Source organism: Actinosynnema sp. NPDC091369, assembly GCF_044757065.1.
Lineage (GTDB): Bacteria > Actinomycetota > Actinomycetes > Mycobacteriales > Pseudonocardiaceae > Actinosynnema.
The window spans coordinates 49,580-64,885 of record NZ_JBIVUG010000001.1; the positions used below are offsets into that span (position 1 = coordinate 49,580).

General features: G+C 74.0%; 14 protein-coding genes. 9 read left to right on the plus strand and 5 right to left on the minus strand.

The window, feature by feature from the left end; all coding sequences use genetic code 11:
• Window positions 1-63: 63 nt before the first annotated feature.
• Window positions 64-537, minus strand: coding sequence for a hypothetical protein (locus ACIQMJ_RS00235; RefSeq protein WP_499758835.1), 474 nt, complete (start codon window positions 535-537; stop codon window positions 64-66).
• A 65-nt stretch (window positions 538-602) separates the two neighbouring features.
• On the opposite strand from ACIQMJ_RS00235, the gene ACIQMJ_RS00240 reads away from it, so the two are divergent.
• Genes ACIQMJ_RS00240 through ACIQMJ_RS00255 form a run of 4 tightly spaced genes read left to right on the plus strand, consistent with a single transcriptional unit; the run spans window position 603 to window position 3,282 of the window.
• Window positions 603-1,058 (plus strand): low molecular weight protein-tyrosine-phosphatase, encoded by a 456-nt coding sequence (locus ACIQMJ_RS00240; RefSeq protein ID WP_499760219.1) that lies wholly within the window; start codon window positions 603-605, stop codon window positions 1,056-1,058.
• Window positions 1,055-1,885 (plus strand): fructosamine kinase family protein, encoded by an 831-nt coding sequence (locus tag ACIQMJ_RS00245; RefSeq protein WP_499758836.1) that lies wholly within the window; start codon window positions 1,055-1,057, stop codon window positions 1,883-1,885. The genes ACIQMJ_RS00240 and ACIQMJ_RS00245 overlap by 4 nt, the downstream gene beginning before the upstream one ends.
• A 7-nt stretch (window positions 1,886-1,892) precedes the next feature.
• On the plus strand, window positions 1,893-2,456 hold the full coding sequence (locus ACIQMJ_RS00250) for a DUF1349 domain-containing protein (protein ID WP_499758837.1): 564 nt from the start codon (window positions 1,893-1,895) through the stop codon (window positions 2,454-2,456).
• 16 nt (window positions 2,457-2,472) lie between these two features.
• A complete protein-coding gene (locus ACIQMJ_RS00255) occupies window positions 2,473-3,282 on the plus strand; it encodes an SURF1 family cytochrome oxidase biogenesis protein (RefSeq protein ID WP_499758838.1) in 810 nt (269 codons plus the stop codon).
• Here the strand turns inward: ACIQMJ_RS00255 and ACIQMJ_RS00260 are convergent.
• Window positions 3,224-4,192: a cobalamin biosynthesis protein gene (locus ACIQMJ_RS00260; protein WP_499758839.1), complete on the minus strand. Its 969-nt coding sequence runs from the start codon at window positions 4,190-4,192 to the stop codon at window positions 3,224-3,226. The genes ACIQMJ_RS00255 and ACIQMJ_RS00260 overlap by 59 nt on opposite strands.
• A gap of 51 nt (window positions 4,193-4,243) precedes the next feature.
• Here ACIQMJ_RS00260 and ACIQMJ_RS00265 point away from each other — a divergent pair, with 51 nt between their 5' ends.
• From ACIQMJ_RS00265 to ACIQMJ_RS00275, 3 genes are read left to right on the plus strand one after another with little or no spacing between them, the layout of a single operon-like run.
• Window positions 4,244-5,725 carry a DUF2397 domain-containing protein gene (locus tag ACIQMJ_RS00265; RefSeq protein WP_499758840.1) on the plus strand — a complete coding sequence of 494 codons (1,482 nt, stop codon included), beginning with the start codon at window positions 4,244-4,246 and terminating at the stop codon, window positions 5,723-5,725.
• Complete coding sequence (locus ACIQMJ_RS00270; RefSeq protein ID WP_499758841.1) at window positions 5,725-6,891, plus strand: TIGR02678 family protein; 1,167 nt, start codon at window positions 5,725-5,727, stop codon at window positions 6,889-6,891. The genes ACIQMJ_RS00265 and ACIQMJ_RS00270 overlap by 1 nt, the downstream gene beginning before the upstream one ends.
• On the plus strand, window positions 6,888-11,060 hold the full coding sequence (locus tag ACIQMJ_RS00275) for an SbcC/MukB-like Walker B domain-containing protein (RefSeq protein ID WP_499758842.1): 4,173 nt from the start codon (window positions 6,888-6,890) through the stop codon (window positions 11,058-11,060). Before ACIQMJ_RS00270 ends, ACIQMJ_RS00275 begins: the two co-directional genes overlap by 4 nt.
• 4 nt (window positions 11,061-11,064) lie before the next feature.
• Here ACIQMJ_RS00275 and ACIQMJ_RS00280 read toward each other — a convergent pair whose 3' ends face one another.
• The gene (locus ACIQMJ_RS00280) at window positions 11,065-11,436 is read right to left on the minus strand and encodes a MerR family transcriptional regulator (RefSeq protein WP_499758843.1); all 372 of its coding nucleotides are present in this window, start codon (window positions 11,434-11,436) and stop codon (window positions 11,065-11,067) included.
• 114 nt (window positions 11,437-11,550) lie between these two features.
• Here ACIQMJ_RS00280 and ACIQMJ_RS00285 point away from each other — a divergent pair, with 114 nt between their 5' ends.
• Window positions 11,551-12,624: an alkene reductase gene (locus ACIQMJ_RS00285; protein ID WP_499758844.1), complete on the plus strand. Its 1,074-nt coding sequence runs from the start codon at window positions 11,551-11,553 to the stop codon at window positions 12,622-12,624.
• A 21-nt stretch (window positions 12,625-12,645) separates the two neighbouring features.
• On the opposite strand, the gene ACIQMJ_RS00290 is transcribed toward ACIQMJ_RS00285, so the two are convergent.
• On the minus strand, window positions 12,646-13,836 hold the full coding sequence (locus ACIQMJ_RS00290) for an ROK family transcriptional regulator (protein WP_499758845.1): 1,191 nt from the start codon (window positions 13,834-13,836) through the stop codon (window positions 12,646-12,648).
• A 63-nt stretch (window positions 13,837-13,899) separates the two neighbouring features.
• Entirely contained in the window at window positions 13,900-14,367 is a 468-nt protein-coding gene (locus ACIQMJ_RS00295; protein WP_499758846.1) for a MarR family winged helix-turn-helix transcriptional regulator, read from the minus strand.
• 61 nt (window positions 14,368-14,428) lie between these two features.
• On the opposite strand from ACIQMJ_RS00295, the gene ACIQMJ_RS00300 reads away from it, so the two are divergent.
• Window positions 14,429-15,292 carry an NmrA/HSCARG family protein gene (locus ACIQMJ_RS00300; RefSeq protein ID WP_499758847.1) on the plus strand — a complete coding sequence of 288 codons (864 nt, stop codon included), beginning with the start codon at window positions 14,429-14,431 and terminating at the stop codon, window positions 15,290-15,292.
• Window positions 15,293-15,306 lie beyond the last annotated feature (14 nt).

Sequence of the window (15,306 nt, forward strand, 5' to 3'; positions counted from 1 at the left end):
TCATTCACGTTCCTTCCCGAAACATTCCCCACACCTTTGTGGTCGGAATTGCGGGCTGGATCGTTACCCGTTATCACGCTTTCGCAGACTCTCTTCCGCCGCCGAGAGCAGCCGGGCCCGGTCCTGCCGGGCCAGCCGCTTCCGCTCCCGCTCACGCACCCATGCTCGCACGTCGTCGGCACCCAGACCGACCGCCTCGCGGTAGAACTCGTCCTCGAACCACCACCACACCCGAATGCCGTGCCGGGCAATGCGCACGGGCTGTTCCCGCCGCAACACGTCCAGTGACGGAAAATCGGCGACCAGCACCGGCGGACACCCCGTGCCGACGAAGAAATGCCTTTTCCGGAACACGAAACGGCGGTGGGTGAAGAATCCGGCGTTGGGGTCGGGCGCCAGCCCGCCGGGCGACGTCACGGGTCGCGGCCGGGCGAACGCGGGCGTCTCGGGCCACGACCGGCGGCGCACCGCGACCACCACCGCGACGGCCGCCACCGCGGCGAGCAGCACGACGACCCCGACGACGACCCCGGACATCCCTGATCCCCCAACACGAGCCGGTCGTGGGAGCGCTCGACCTGGCAGACTGACCCGCCGTGGCGCTGACCGTCTCGTTCATCTGCACCGGCAACATCTGCCGTTCCCCCGTGGCCGCGATCATATTCCGCGAGCACCTGCGCCGGGCCGGGCTGGGTGACCTCGTCGCGGTGACCAGCGCGGGCACCGGGGGCTGGCACGTCGGCGACCCGGCCGACCCGCGCGCGGCGAAGTCGTTGGCCGACAACGGTTATCCGACCGAGCACGTCGCCGCGCAGGTCGGCGAGAACCACCTGGACGCGGACCTGCTGGTGGCGCTGGACTCCGGGCACGCGCGGTCGCTGCGGCGGATGGTCGGCGACCCGGAGCGGGTCCGGCTGCTGCGCTCGTTCGACCCGGACGCGGACGGCGTGGACGTGCCCGACCCTTACTACGGCGACGAGGCGGGCTTCGACCGCGTGGTGGAGATGGTGGAGGCCGCCGTGCCCGGTCTGCTGGCGTGGGTGCGCGAACGGCTGTGACACCGGAGGAGGCGGCGCGGGAGTTGACCGGGGCGGCGGCGGTCGCGGTCCGGCCGCTCGGCGGCGCGGTGTGGGAGGTCGGGCTCGCCGGCGGTGACCGCGTGGTCGTGAAGCGGCACGACGAGCCGGGCGCGGCACGAGCCGAGGCCGCGTCGCTGCGGTGGTTGGCCGTGCCCGGGGGCCCTCCGACGCCGGGGGTGCGCGGGCAGGACGGGCAGTGGCTGGCCATCGACCCGGTCGAGCCGGGCCGTCCCTCGCCGCGGGCCGCCGAGGAGTTCGGGCGACGGCTCGCCGCGCTGCACGCGGCCGGCGCGCCCGCGTTCGGCGCGCCACCACCCGGCGGTCCCGTCGACGCGTCGATCGGCCTGGCGCCGATGCGCAACGTCGCATCCGACAACTGGGCGGAGTGGTTCGCCGAGCACCGCATCGGCCACTACGCCCGCCTCGCGGTGGACGCGGGCGCGATGACCGCCGCCGAGGCGCGGACGTTCGAGGACCTGCGGGTGGAGGCGCCCGACGAGCCGCCCGCCCGCCTGCACGGCGACCTGTGGAGCGGGAACGTGCACTGGGCCGCCGACGGCCGCGCGTGGCTGATCGACCCCGCCGCCCACGGCGGCCACCGGGAGAGCGACCTGGCCATGCTCGCCCTGTTCGGCTGCCCCCACCTGGACCGCGTGCTCGCCGCCTACGACGAGGCCGCGCCGCTGGCCGCCGGCTGGCGCGACCGGGTGCCGCTGCACCAGCTGTTCCCGCTGCTCGTGCACGCCGCGCTGTTCGGCCGCGGCTACGCCCGACGGGCGTTGTCCGCGGCCCGATCGCTGCGATGATGACCACATGGGGATCACGGCGTTCGACCGCGACGACTGGCAGTGGCTCAACGAGCCGCGCTCGTGGAGCACCGGGGACGGGCTGACCGTCACCAGCGACCCGGAGACCGACTTCTGGCGCACCACCCACTACGGCTACGACCGCGGCAGCGGCCACGTGCTCGGGGTGCCGCTGACCGGTGACTTCACCGTCGCCGCGTCGTTCACCGCGGACTACGCCGCCCAGTACGACCAGGCCGGCGTCGCGCTGTGGCTCGACGAGCGGAACTGGATCAAGGCGGGCGTCGAGCTGGTCGACGACGAGTTCCAGGTCAGCACGGTCGTGACGCGGGACTTCTCGGACTGGTCCGTGGTGCCCGCCGGGCGCGTCGGCCGGGTCACGATCGCGGCCGTGCGCGAGGGCGACGCGGTGACCGTCCGGTACGGCGTGGGCGAGGACGAGCCGACGACCCTGCTGCGCCTGGCGTACTTCCCGCCCGAGGTCCGGGTGCTGGCGGGCGTGATGGCAGCCGCCCCCACGGGCCCCGGTTTCACCGCCCGCTTCGACCGGGTGCAGGTCACAACGGCCTAGGGCTTACCGTGGTCACGTGCGGTTGAGGTTCCTGTTGCAGCCCGGCTGGCTGGCGTTGACGCTGGCCGTCTGGGTGTTCGCGGGCGCGTGCTTCACGCTGCTCGCCCCGTGGCAGTTCGACCGCGACGCCGAGCGCGACGCGCAGAACAACGCCGTCACCTCGTCCCTGCGCACCGACCCGGTGCCCGTCACCGCGCTGCTCGACCGGCCGAACGCCGAGGTCGAGTGGCGGCGCGTCACGCTCACCGGCCGCTACCTGCCCGAGGGGCAGGCGGTGGCGCGGCTGCGGACCGTGCAGGGTGAAGCCGCGTTCGAGGTGCTGACGCCGTTCCGGCTGGCCGACGGGCCGGTCGTGCTGGTGGACCGGGGTTACGTGCGGCCGGTCAACGGCATCAAGGTGCCCGACCTCGACCCCGTGCCGACCGGGGACGTGACGCTGGTCGCACTGGTCCGCCGGAACGAGTCCGACGACCGGGACGCGTTCCAGGAGGACGAGCACCGGCAGGTGTACGCGGTGAACTCGGCCGTGGTCGGCCGGGCCGCCGGGCTCGACCTGCGACCGGGCTACTTCCAGCTCACCGAGGGCCAGCCGGGCGTGACCGAGGCCCTGCCGCTGCCCAAGCTCGACGCGGGACCGTTCTTCTCCTACGCGTTGCAGTGGATCGCGTTCGGCGCGATGGCGCTGGGCGGCTGGCTGTACTTCACCGTCCGCGAGATCCGGCCCGGCGGCGCGCTGCGCGAGGACGCGGGCACGGGCGCGCCGAAGGTCAGGCGGAAGTCCGTCGCCGAACAGCTCGCCGAAGACGAGGCCGCGCCAGCGCGATGACCGCGGTCACGGCCGCCGCCGACGCGCCGACCACCCGCGACAGCTCCACCGCCCGCGTCACGTGCCCGGCGTCGGGGTTGCGGCCGTGCCCCAGGACCGGCCGGTCCTCCGCGCCGTGCGCGTACACCGTGCGACCGCCCAGCCGCACCTCCAGGGCACCCGCGAACGCCGCCTCGACCTGGCCCGCGTTGGGGCTCGGGTGCGCCGCCGCGTCCCGCCGCCACGTCCGCCACGCCTCGCCCGCCGAGCCGCCGACAACCGGCGCGCCCGCCGCCGTGAGCAGCGCGGCCAGCCGCGAGGGCACCAGGTTCGCCACGTCGTCCAGCCGTGCCGCGGCCCAGCCGAACCGGCGGTACCGCTCGTTGCGGTGGCCGACCATGGCGTCCAGGGTGTTCGCCGCGCGGTAGCCGAGCAGGCCCGGCACGCCCGCGACCGCGCCCCAGAACAACGGGGCCACCACGGCGTCGGACGTGTTCTCCGCCACGGACTCGACGGTCGCCTTCGCCAGGCCCATCGTGTCGAGCTTGCGCGGTTCCCGCCCGCAGAGGTGGGGCAAACGATTGCGCGCCGCTTCGAGGTCGCCGCCGTCGAGCTCCCGGCCCATCGCCGTGCCCTCGTCGGCCAGCGACGACCCGCCGAGCACGACCCACGTGGCCGCGGCGGTGGTCAGGGCCTGCACGACCGGGCTGCGCCTGCCGAGCCGCTCCACCGCGACGCCGGCCAGGACCGTGCCGCCGACGAGGACGGCCGTGTGGGCCACGCCGCCCACCTGGTGGTCGTGGTACAGCTTGCGCTCCAGCGCCGCCGCCGCACGTCCGAATCCCGCTACCGGGTGATACCTCTTGGGGTCGCCGAACACCGCGTCAGCGGCCACGCCCAGCACCAACCCCACCGCGCGCCCCAGACTCACACGGGCACGGTAGCCCGCACGTGTCGGACCGCCGCATTAGGGTGGCGCACCGTGGAACCAGCCGGCCGCCTCAAGCTCTACGCGTACCTGGACGCCCGTGATCACCAGCGCACGTACCTGGCGATCATGCGGTTGTTCACGTCCACGCTGCTGGCCGACCTGTCCGCGGGCGAGGTCGCGGGCGCGCTGGCGGGCGCCGAGCGGGAGGGCCGGGTCGAGCCGGGCGAGTCCCGCATCGAGAACGTGATCAACCGGCTGCGGCAGCTGGTCGAGTGGGGCAACCTGGTGCAGGGCCGGCGCGAGGTGGTGGCCACCAGCATCGCCGAGTTCCAGCACGGCAGCGTGCGCTACCAGGTCAGCAAGCTCGCCGTCCGGGTGCAGCGGGACGTGGACGAGCTGCTGCGCGTGCCCGAGGGCGCGCGGGAGGTGTCGCGGGAGCTGCTGCCCGCCGTGGAGCGCGGCCTGGACCGGCTGGGCCGGTCGCTGTCGGAGGCGTTGATCAGCGGCGCGCCCCGCAGCCGCGAGGTGCTGGCCGAGCAGGTCACCACGCTGTTCCTCCAGCACGCCGAGCTGGCCGCGACCGTGCGCGACTTCTACGCCTACCTGGGCCAGGTCGTGACGCGGCACCACCTGGCACCGGAGGAGATCTCCGGGTTCCGCAACCTGCTGGTCGAGTACATCCAGATGGTCGTGGAGGACGTGCTGCGGCACACCCCGGCCATCGCCGACGCCCTGGCCCGGGTCACCTCCGCCCGCTCGGAGCTGCTGCGGCAGCTGGGCCGGGCCGACCTGGGCGAGCAGGTGGAACGGGCGCGCGGCCGGTCGCCGGAGGACTGGCAGGAGCTGACCGACTGGTTCGTGGACCGGCCCGGCCGGCCGAGCCAGGTGACGGCGCTGCGCGAGGCGACCGCGCGGGCGATCGGGTCGCTGCTGGCGAGCGTGAAGCGGGCGACGTCCGGCGGCGGGCTGCTGCCGAGCCGCCGCGCCGAGCTGCTGAAGCTGGCCGCGTGGTTCGACTCGGGCACGCGGGAGCAGGCGCACGAGCTGTACGCGGCGGCGTTCGGGCTGCACCCGGCCCGGCACGTGTCGCCCGCGCCCGAGCACGACAGCGACAACGAGCGCACGCCGTGGCGGGACGGGCCGGTGGTCGACGTGCAGGTGAGCGTGCGCAGCCGGGGTGATCGCGGCGCGCGGGGGCGCACGTCGCGCATCCTGGACGACCCGATGACCGAGCAGTCGCTGCTGGCCGAGGCGCGCGAGGCCGACGAACGGCGGGCGGCGTCGGTGGCGGAGCTGGCGGCGGCCGCGCCCCGGCTGGCCGAGACGACGTTGTCCGGTGAAGCGCTCGGGGTGCTGTGCGAGCTGCTGACGCTGGCGATGGCGCAGCGCGACACGGCGGCCGACTCCGGTTCGGCGACCGACCCGGTGCGCGGGCTGCGGGTGACGGTGGAGCACGCGGCGGGGCGTTCGACGCGCATCCGCTCGGCGGCGGGCACGTTGACGCTGCACGACTCGACGTTGGTGCTCGACTGATGTTCGACGACCTCTCCGAGATCGACGCGGCGAACGTGGTGCGCTGCGCCCGCACCCTGCTGCGGCGGCCCCTGCTGCGCGCCGACGGGCCCGACGGCGAGCTGCTGACGCTGGTCTACCGGCACCGGGCGGCGTTGCAGGACCTGTTCGCCCGGCTGCTGGGGTACCGGCTGGTGGTGGAACGGCGGTTCGCGCGGCTCTACAAGGCCGGGCCGGGCGCGGACGACTCGCGCGGTGTGCTCGCCATGTCACCGCGCGGGTACGCGTACGTGGCGCTGACCATGGCGGTGCTGACCGGGGTCGGGCGGCAGGCGTTGCTGTCGCGGCTGGTCGCGGACATCCGCGCGGCGGCGGTGGAGGCCGGGTTGACCGTCGTGGACGACGTGGCCGACCGGCGGGCGTTGACGGCGGCGCTGCGGCACCTGGTGTCGCTGGGCGTGCTGCACGAGACCGAGGGCACGGTGGACGTGCAGACCGAGGCGTTGATCACCATCGACACCGACCTGCTCGGCCAGTTGCTGACCGGTCCGGTGGCGGAGGCCGACTCGCCGTCGCGGCTGGTGGAGCTGGCCGCGCGGCCGGGTCCGCGCGGGGTCGAGCACGCGGTGCGGCGCAAGCTGGTGGAGAACCCCGTCGTGCTGTACGCGGACCTGCCGCCCGAGCAGGCCGAGTGGCTGCGGCGCAACCAGCGCAAGGAGACGGCGCTGCTGGAGACGTGCTTCGGCCTGCGCACCGAGTGCCGGGTCGAGGGCGTGCTGGCCGCCGACCCCGAGGACTACCTGACCGACCTGTACTTCCCCGGCACGTCCACGGTGGCGCGGATCGCGTTGCTGGCGCTGCCGGAGCTGCTGGAGTCCGACCCCCGGCCCGACGGGCGGCACGCCGTGGACCCCGCGCGGCTGCGCGAGGTGTGCTCGCGGCTGGTCGAGGACTACCCGACCGCGTGGTCCAAGCAGTTCACCGAGGACCTGGACCGGTTGGTGGACGAGGTGCTGGAGCTGTTGCGGCGCATGGGGTTGGCGGTCGCGGCGGAGGACGGGTGGCTGCTCAACGCCGCCGCGCACCGGTGGTTGCCGGCGCCGGACGGCGACCCGGAACGTGACGTGGAGCCGGTGGTCGTGCCGGACGTGCCCAGCTGGTCGTTGTTCGATGAGGAGACCGCGTGAACAGGTGGCGGCTGCACAGGGGCGGCATCGTCAACATCTGGCAGTACACCGAGCAGACGTTCGACTTCTCCGGTGGGCGCGCGATCTTCCAGGGCACCAACGGGTCCGGCAAGTCGCGCACGCTGGAGCTGCTGCTGCCGCTGTGCCTGGACGGCGACCTGCGCCAGGTCGGTTCCAAGGGCTTCGACACGGTGTCGCTGCGGCGGCTCATGCTGGACGACTACGACGGCGGCCCCAACCGGATCGGGTACGCGTGGGTGGAGCTGACCCGCGGTGACGACGAGTACCTGACCTGCGGGTTGGGCGTGAAGGCGTCCAAGACCTCGCAGGCGATCACCGACTCGTGGCGGTTCATCACGCCCCTGCGGGTGGGTCGCTCGTTGGCGCTGGTGGGCGCGGACCGCACGCCGCTGGGCCCGGCGCAGCTGCGCGACCTGATCGGCGCGGACTGCGTGCTGGAGGAGGCGGCGTTCCGGGCGCGCGTCGCGGAGACCGTGTACGGCGTGCCCGCGCCCCGGTACGGCGACCTGCTGCACCTCCAGCGGACGCTGCGCAACCCCGACGTGGGGTTGAAGGTGCTGGAAGGGCAGCTGGAGCAGATCCTGTCCGACGCGCTGCCGCCGTTGGACCAGGCGATGGTCGAGCAGTTGGCGACGTCGTTCGACGACCTGGAGTCGATCCGGGAGAACATCACGCGGCTGTCGTCGGCCGACGCGGCGCTGGGGACGTTCCTGAAGACGTACTCCGACTACGCGTTCGGCGGGTTGCGGGCGGCGGCGGAGAAGCTGGGCGCGGCCGAGGACGGGGTGCGCAAGCTGGAGCGGGCGTCGGCGCGGCTGTCGGCGTCGTTGGAGGAGACGCTCGCGGCGCGTGCGTCGGCGGAGCACTCGCTGGCGTCGCTGGAGGCCGGGGAGCAGCAGGCCGAGGAGACCATCGGCGCGTTGAAGGAGCTGCCGGCGTTCCGCGACCTCCAGGACTTGCAGACGCGCGAGAAGCTGGTGGCGGAGAAGCGCTCGTCGGCCGTGGCGGCGTTGGACATGGCGAACAAGCAGCGGTCGCAGGAGGACGGCGCGGTCGACGGCGTGCTGCGGCTGCTGCGGCGGTTGGCCGAGGACCTGGGGTCGGCTCAGGAGTTGTCCGAGCCGCTGCGCCACCACCTGCGCGTGGCCGGCCTCTCCCCCGCGACCGTCCCCGACGTGCCCGCCGTGTCTACTTTGGACGCTGTGGTGCGCACGGAGTCCGTGCGGGCCAAGCCGGATCCCGAAGCCGAGCCGCTGCCGATCGAACGCCGGGTGCCACCGGCCGTTCCGGTGGACGAGGCGGCGTTGGAAGCGGTGGCGGCGCGGACGTCGGAGATCGCGTCGGAGGCGCGGCAGCGCGGGGCGCTGGCCCTGGCACTGGCCGCGCGGGCCGCCGAGCTGGACGCGGCGCAGCGGCAGGTGGACGCGTTGCGGCAGACGGCGCGGGACGCGCAGCACGCGGCGACCGAGGCGGCGGCGCTGCGCAACCAGGAGGCGCAGGAACTGGCCGAGGTCGCCGAGACCTGGCTAACCGACGTCGACACGTGGCGCGCCTCCGGTCCCCTGGCCGACGCCTGGCCGGACAACCCCCTCGCCCTGCCGACCTCCGTCGACCCGACCACCGCCCGCTCCCTCACCACTGCCGCCCGGGAGTGGGTGAGCCCCTTGGTGACGGCCGCCCGGGACGAGGCGCACGCGGTCGCCCGACGCCGGTCGGACCTGATCACGGCCATCAACGCGCGGGACGCGGAACTGTCCGGCCTGCGCTCGGGCACCTCCCGCACCCCGGACCAGGGCCGCTTCACCTCCCCCGACCGCGACCCGGCCACCGGTGCCCCGTTCTACCGCCTGGTCGACTTCCACCCCACCGTCGACGACCAGGCCCGTGCCGGCATCGAGGCGGCCCTGGAAGCCTCCGGTCTCCTGGACGCCTGGGTCGCACAATCGGGTGAACATGCCCCGAACATGTACGGAAACACCGTTACCGCCACTCGGTTGAAAACGAGCGGCCCCGCCGAAACCACCCCGGCACCCCTCACCACCCCCACCGCCGCCGCACCCCCCACCGCCTCCGCATCCCTCCCGCCCACCCACGACGTCCTGGCCATCCCGGGCCCCCCGACCACCGGCCCGTCCCTGGCCACCGTCCTGACCCCGGCCGTCGAACCCCACTCCCCCGTCCCGGCCGCGGTCGTGGCGGACCTGCTCGCCTCGATCTCGCTGCACTCCCTCACCCCGGCGGACCCCGTCGCCTTCGCGGTGTCCCCGGACGGCCGCTGGCAGGCGGGCGTGCTCACCGGCGCGTGGCACAAGGACGCGGCGGAGTTCATCGGCGCGGGAGCCCGCGAAGCCGCGCGCCGCCGCCGGATCGCGGAGCTGGAGGACGAGCTGGCCGGCCTGCGCGCCGACCTGGGCGCCGCCGAAGCCGACCTGGCCGCCGCGCGCGGCCTGGTCGAGCGCTGGGAAGACCACCTCGACCGGTTCCCGGCCGACCGCGAGCTGGTCGCCCGGCACGGTCGCCTCCAGGCCGCGCAGGAATCCGCCGACCGGGCCGCCCGCCGCGCCGAGGAGCTGCGCGACGAACTCGCCACCGCCCAGGCCCGCGGTGAAGCCGCCGCGGCCGAAGTCGTGCGCCAAGCGGGCGACGCGGGCCTGCCCGCGACCACGGACGGCCTCCAGCAGGCCCAGCAGGCGGCCGCGGAGGCACAGCGCACGGCCGATCGGCTCGGTGACGTGCTGCGCCGCCAGTGCCGCAGCACGGTGGCCGACCTGACCGACGCGTCCCACCGGTACCACGCGGCGGTGGAGGACCGGGTCGCGGCCGAGGCGGACGCGGAGGCGCGGTGCGTGGACTACGCGTCGCAGGCGTCGACGTTGGCCGAGCTGACCGACGCGATCGGCGGCGAGGCGCGGGAGATCGCGGACCAATTGTCCACTTTGGAGCGTTCACGGCGCGGGATGCGCGACGAGCTCAAGGGCGTGCGCGAGCAGGTCGCCTCGGCGCGCGAGCAGGCCGCGAAGCTGAACGCCCAGCTGGAGACCTCGGCCGAGCAGCTCGCCGCGGCCAGGGACGCCCTCACCCGCGCGACCGAGCACTTCAAGGCCACCGTCCGGGCGCCCGGCATCCTCGTCGCCGCCCTGCCCGACGTCCCCGAGGACGTCACGTCCGTGCGCGCCGCCCTGATGGCGTCCGACCGGCGCGGCGCGGGCGAGGCCACGGTGATCACCAAGCTCCAGGCGTTGCAGACGTCGTTGGCGGGCAGCCACGACATCGCCGCCGAGCAGCACGTCGGCCTGCTCACCGTCACCGTGACCGGCGAGGAGGGCGCGCGTCCGGTCGCCGTCGCCGCCCGGCAGGTCACCGCGAAGCTTGCCGAGCAGCGCGGTTTCCTCGACGAGCAGTACCAGAACATCTTCGCCGACTACCTGATCCGCGACCTGGCCGAGTGGCTGCGCGGCCAGATCGCCGTCGCAGAGGACCTGTGCAAGCGGATGAACGACGTGCTCGGCAAGGCCCGGTCCAGCCAGGGCGTGCACGTGAAGCTGGCGTGGAAGCCGTCGGCGGCGCTGGAGGAGGAGACGCGCGACGCGCTGGCGCTGGTCCGCCTGCCCTACGCCGAGCGCGACCCCGAGCAGGACGCCACGCTGCGCCGCGTGTTCACCGAGCGCATCGAAGCCGAACGCGACGCGCACACCGGCAACTACGCCGAGATCCTGTCCCGCGCCTTGGACTACCGGACGTGGCACCAGTTCACGGTCACGGTCGCCGACACGGGCCCGGACGGCAACCCGCGCGAACGCCGGTTGCGCCAGCTGTCGTCCGGCGAGACGCGGCTCATCTCGTACGTGACGCTGTTCGCGGCGGCGGCGTCGTTCTACGACGCGGTCAGCGGCGAGTTCGAGCCGCTGCGGCTCGTGCTGCTCGACGAGGCGTTCGAACGGCTGGACGACCCGACGATCGCGCGCATGCTGGGCCTGCTGGTGGACCTCGACATGGACTGGGTGATCACCTGGCCGAGCGGCTGGGGCGTGTCCGACAAGATTCCCCGCATGCACATCTACGACGTGCTGCGCCCGAAGAACGGCCGCGGCGTGGCGTGCACGCAGACCACGTGGGACGGCGCGGCGCTCGACCGCGTCGACCCCTAGGACGTCAGGCGGAGACCCGGCGGGCGTCGCGGTAGGTCCGGGCCGCGGCCATCAGGGCGTCGAGCGCGTCACGGGTGCGCAGCAGCTCGTCGATGTGCGCGGACAGCCGGTCGCGTTCGTCGGCCATGCGCTCCATCGCGGCGTCGGAGTTCTCGTCGCTGGGCGAGTCGACGCACGGCAGCAGCTCGGTGATGGTGCGGCTGGACAGCCCGGCCGCGTACAGGCGCTGGACGAACGCGACCCGCTCGACGTCGCCCTCCGCGTAGTGCCGCTGCCCGCCGGCGCTGCGGGTGCTGGTGAGCAACCCCTGCTCCTCGTAGTACCGCAGCGAACGGACGCTGACCCCGGCGCGTGCGGCGAGTTCGCCGATCCGCATCCCGACCTCCCGACTGTGACCCCGGCCGCAGGAACTTGCCTCTCACATTGATGTGAGGTTTTAGCGTACCCGTCAGGCCCCCGACGGGCCGCGACCAGTACGGAGGAGTTCGGCATGACCACGCTGTTCGACCGCTACCGCCTCGGTGGGCTGGACCTGCCCAACCGCGTCGTGATGGCGCCGATGACCCGGGTCCGGGCCGCGGCGGGCGGCCTCGCGACCCCGTCCATGGCGGCCTACTACGCCCAGCGCGCCACGGCCGGGTTGATCGTCTCCGAGGGCGTGCAGCCCAGCCTGATCGGGCAGTCCAACCCCGGCACGCCGGGCCTGCACACCGACGAGCAGGTGGCCTCGTGGCGGCCGGTGACCGACGCCGTGCACGCCAACGGCGGTCGCATCTTCGCCCAGGTCATGCACGGCGGTCGGGTGTCACACCCCGACACGACCGGTCTCCAGCCGGTCGGACCGTCCGCCGTCGCCGCCGTGGGCGACGTGTTCACGCCGAACGGCCCGCGGCCCGCGCCGGTGCCCCGCGCCCTGGACACCGCGGAGGTGCCCGAGCACGCCCGTTCGTACGGCGAGGCGGCCCGGCGCGCGGTCGACGCCGGGTTCGACGGGGTGGAGCTGCACGGCGCCAACGGCTACCTGATCTCGCAGTTCCTGTCGTCCAACGCCAACCTGCGCACCGACGTCTACGGCGGCCCGATCGCCAATCGCATCCGCTTCGCCGTCGAGGCCGTCGCGGCGACGGTGGACGCCGTCGGCGGGGCCCGCACCGGCATCAGGCTGTCGCCCGGCGGCACGTTCTGGGGCGTCGAGGAGACCGAGGTGCCCGAGCTGTACGCGGCCCTGCTGGCCGAACTCGCCCGCTTCGACCTCGCCTACGTGCACCTGGAGGCGACCGCCGACGAGGACGTGCTGATCGGCCTGCGCCGCGCGTGGCCGGGCACCCTGGTGGTGAACCCGGTGGTCCCGATGGGCCCGAAGCAGACCGACCGCTCCGCCGCCGACCACTGGCTGGCCCTGGGCGCGGACCTGATCAGCTTCGGCCGCGCGTTCATCGCCAACCCGGACCTGGTGGAACGCCTCCGCACCGGCCTGCCGATCGCCCCCGCCGACCCGAGCACGTACTACCAGGGCGGGGACAACGGCTACCTCACGTACTCGGCGTTCCAGCACAGCGCCTGACCGGCGGCACGGCGTGCGCCGCTACAGCACGCGGCTGGGGGTGCGGTGGCGCACGCCGCCCGCGGCGAGGAACTCGGCGACCGGCAGGGTGGCCGCGCCCAGGGCGACGGACTCGGGGCCCAGCTCGCACAGGGTGATCGACGCCTGCTCGAACGGTCGGTGCAGGGCGTGGCGGGAGGCTTGGGTGCGCACGTCGTCCAGGATGCGCGCGCCGAGCAGCAGCCCGGCCCAGCCGCCGACGATCACCTGGGACGGGTTGAACAGGTTGATCAGGTTCGCGATGCCCAGGCCCGCGTACCGGGCGGTTTCGGCGAGGACGTCCCGCGCGGCCCGTGAGCCGTCCGCGACCAGCGCGGCCAGCGCCGCCTCCTGCTCGGCCGGCACGTCTGCCTTCACCGCGCGGTACCGGTCGACGACGGCCGACGCTCCGATGTAAGCCTCCAGGCAGCCGTGCGCGCCGCACCGGCACGGGCGGCCGTCCAGCGCGACCGTCGTGTGGCCCCACTCCCCCGCACCGCCTGACGACCCGCGGTAGAGCACGCCGCCCGCGATGACGCTCGCGCCGACGCCCGACCCGATCAGCGCGACCACCGCGTCACCCGTGCCGCGGCCCGCGCCGAACCACACCTCGGCCTGCCCCAACGTGTTCGCGCCGTTGTCCAGGAACAGCGGCAGGTCGGTGCCGGTGCGCAGCAGCCGTTCCAGCGCGACGCCGCGCCAGCCGACGGTCTGCGCGTACACCAGGCCGTGCTCGACCTGCCCCGGCACGCCGATGCCGACGCCGAGCACGTCGCCCACCCCGCTCTCGGCGAGGCACCGCTCGACCCCTTCGAGGACCCGCCGCGCCACGGCGTCGACGGAGTGGACGTCCGGTTCCATCGGGAACGTCGCCTCGGCCAGCCGGTGCAGCGTCAGGTCGAACGCCTCCACGAGCACGTGCGTCTCGCCGACGTCGACACCGACCACGGCGGCGTGCGCGGGGTTGACCCTCAGCAGCACGCGCGGCCGTCCGCCGTCGGAGTCGACCTGACCGGCTTCGACCACGACGCCGTCCGCGATGAGCTCGGCGACGACGTTGCTCACCGACGCCTGGCTGAGCCCGGTGACGCCCGCGAGTTCCTGCCGGCTGCGGGGCTGGTCGAAGTAGAGCGCGCGCAGCACCCGCGCGCGGTTACCGGCACGCAGGTCGCGCACGGTCAATCGGCGGTGCACGGCGACCTCCCATCGGGCGAGTTCGGACCACGGCCGCCGAACGGGCGTGTCGAAGTTCCGACGTTAGTCGGTGGCGAACCGCTTGGCGTCCCATTTGCCGTGCGCTTCCAGCAGTTTTCGCCCGATGCGCTTCAGATCCGCGATGTCGCGATCACTCAGCGCAGTGGCGAACTCCTCGGCCACCGAGTCGCGGTACGCGGGGGCGCTCGTGTCGGCCAGCACCTGCCGCCCGGCGTCGGTCAGCACGGCGTGGACGACGCGGCGGTTGTCCGGCGGCTGCTCGCGGGCGACCCAGCCGCGGCGCACCAGCCGTTCGACCAGTCGGGTGACGCCGCTGGGGCTGACCGCGAGCAGGTCGGACAACTCGGACATCAGCAGGCGGCCGTTCATGTCGATCCGGTACAGCGCCTCGTGCTCCAGCAGCGAGCACCCGGCCACCGCCTCGATCCGGCGTTCCATCGCGACCCGCACCGCGTCCACGCCTTGCTGGGCGTACAGCCACGCCAGCAGCGCGTCGCTCGGCTTGTGCATGGCGGCCACCCTACCAATATCTCGCTTGACCGCAGAACACTTTCAGCGTCAACCTTTGCTCATGGAACCTATCCTGGTCACCGGGGCGACCGGCGCCCAAGGCGGAGCCGTCACCCGCGCGCTCCTGGCCCGCGGCCACCGCGTCCGAGCACTCACCCGCGCACCGCACGGCGTTGCGGCACAAGAACTCCGCCGCCTCGGCGTTGACGTGGCGCCCGGCGACTTCGACGACCCCGCGTCCCTGCGCACGGCCCTGCGCGGCGTCCGGGCCGTGTTCGCCGTGACGACGCCGTTCGGCAGCGACACCGACACCGAGACCCGCCACGGCATCGCGCTGGTCGACGCCGCACGGGACGTGGAGCACATCGTGTTCACCTCGGCGTCCAACGCCGACCGGGGCACCGGCGTCCCTCACTTCGACAGCAAGCAGCGCATCGAGGAACACCTGGTCACCGCCGGACCGCGGTGGACGATCCTCGGGCCGGCGGCGTTCGTCGACGACAAGTTCGGCGAGTGGACGTTGCAGGGCCTGCGCGAGGGCACTCTCCACCTGCCGCTGCCGCCGGACCGCGAGCTGCACCTCATCGCCGTGCGGGACATCGCGGACGTCGCCGTGCTCGCCTTCGAGCAACCCGACCGGTTCGCGGGCAGGCGGCTGGACCTGGCGGGCGAGTCCCTCACCCCGGCGGGCATGGCCGCGGCGTTGACCGCGGCCATCGGCCACCCGATCCGGCACCACCGCCCACCGCTGCACGTGGTGGCGCGGCACTCGGCGGACCTGGCCGCCATGTTCGCCTACTTCACCGACGTCGGCACCGACATCGACCTGCGCCGGCTGCACGCCGAGCTGCCCGAGATCACCTGGACCCGGTACGCGGACTTCGTGCGCACCCTGCCCTGGCCGGACCTGCTCCGCGCCGCCTGACCGACGGCCCGCGC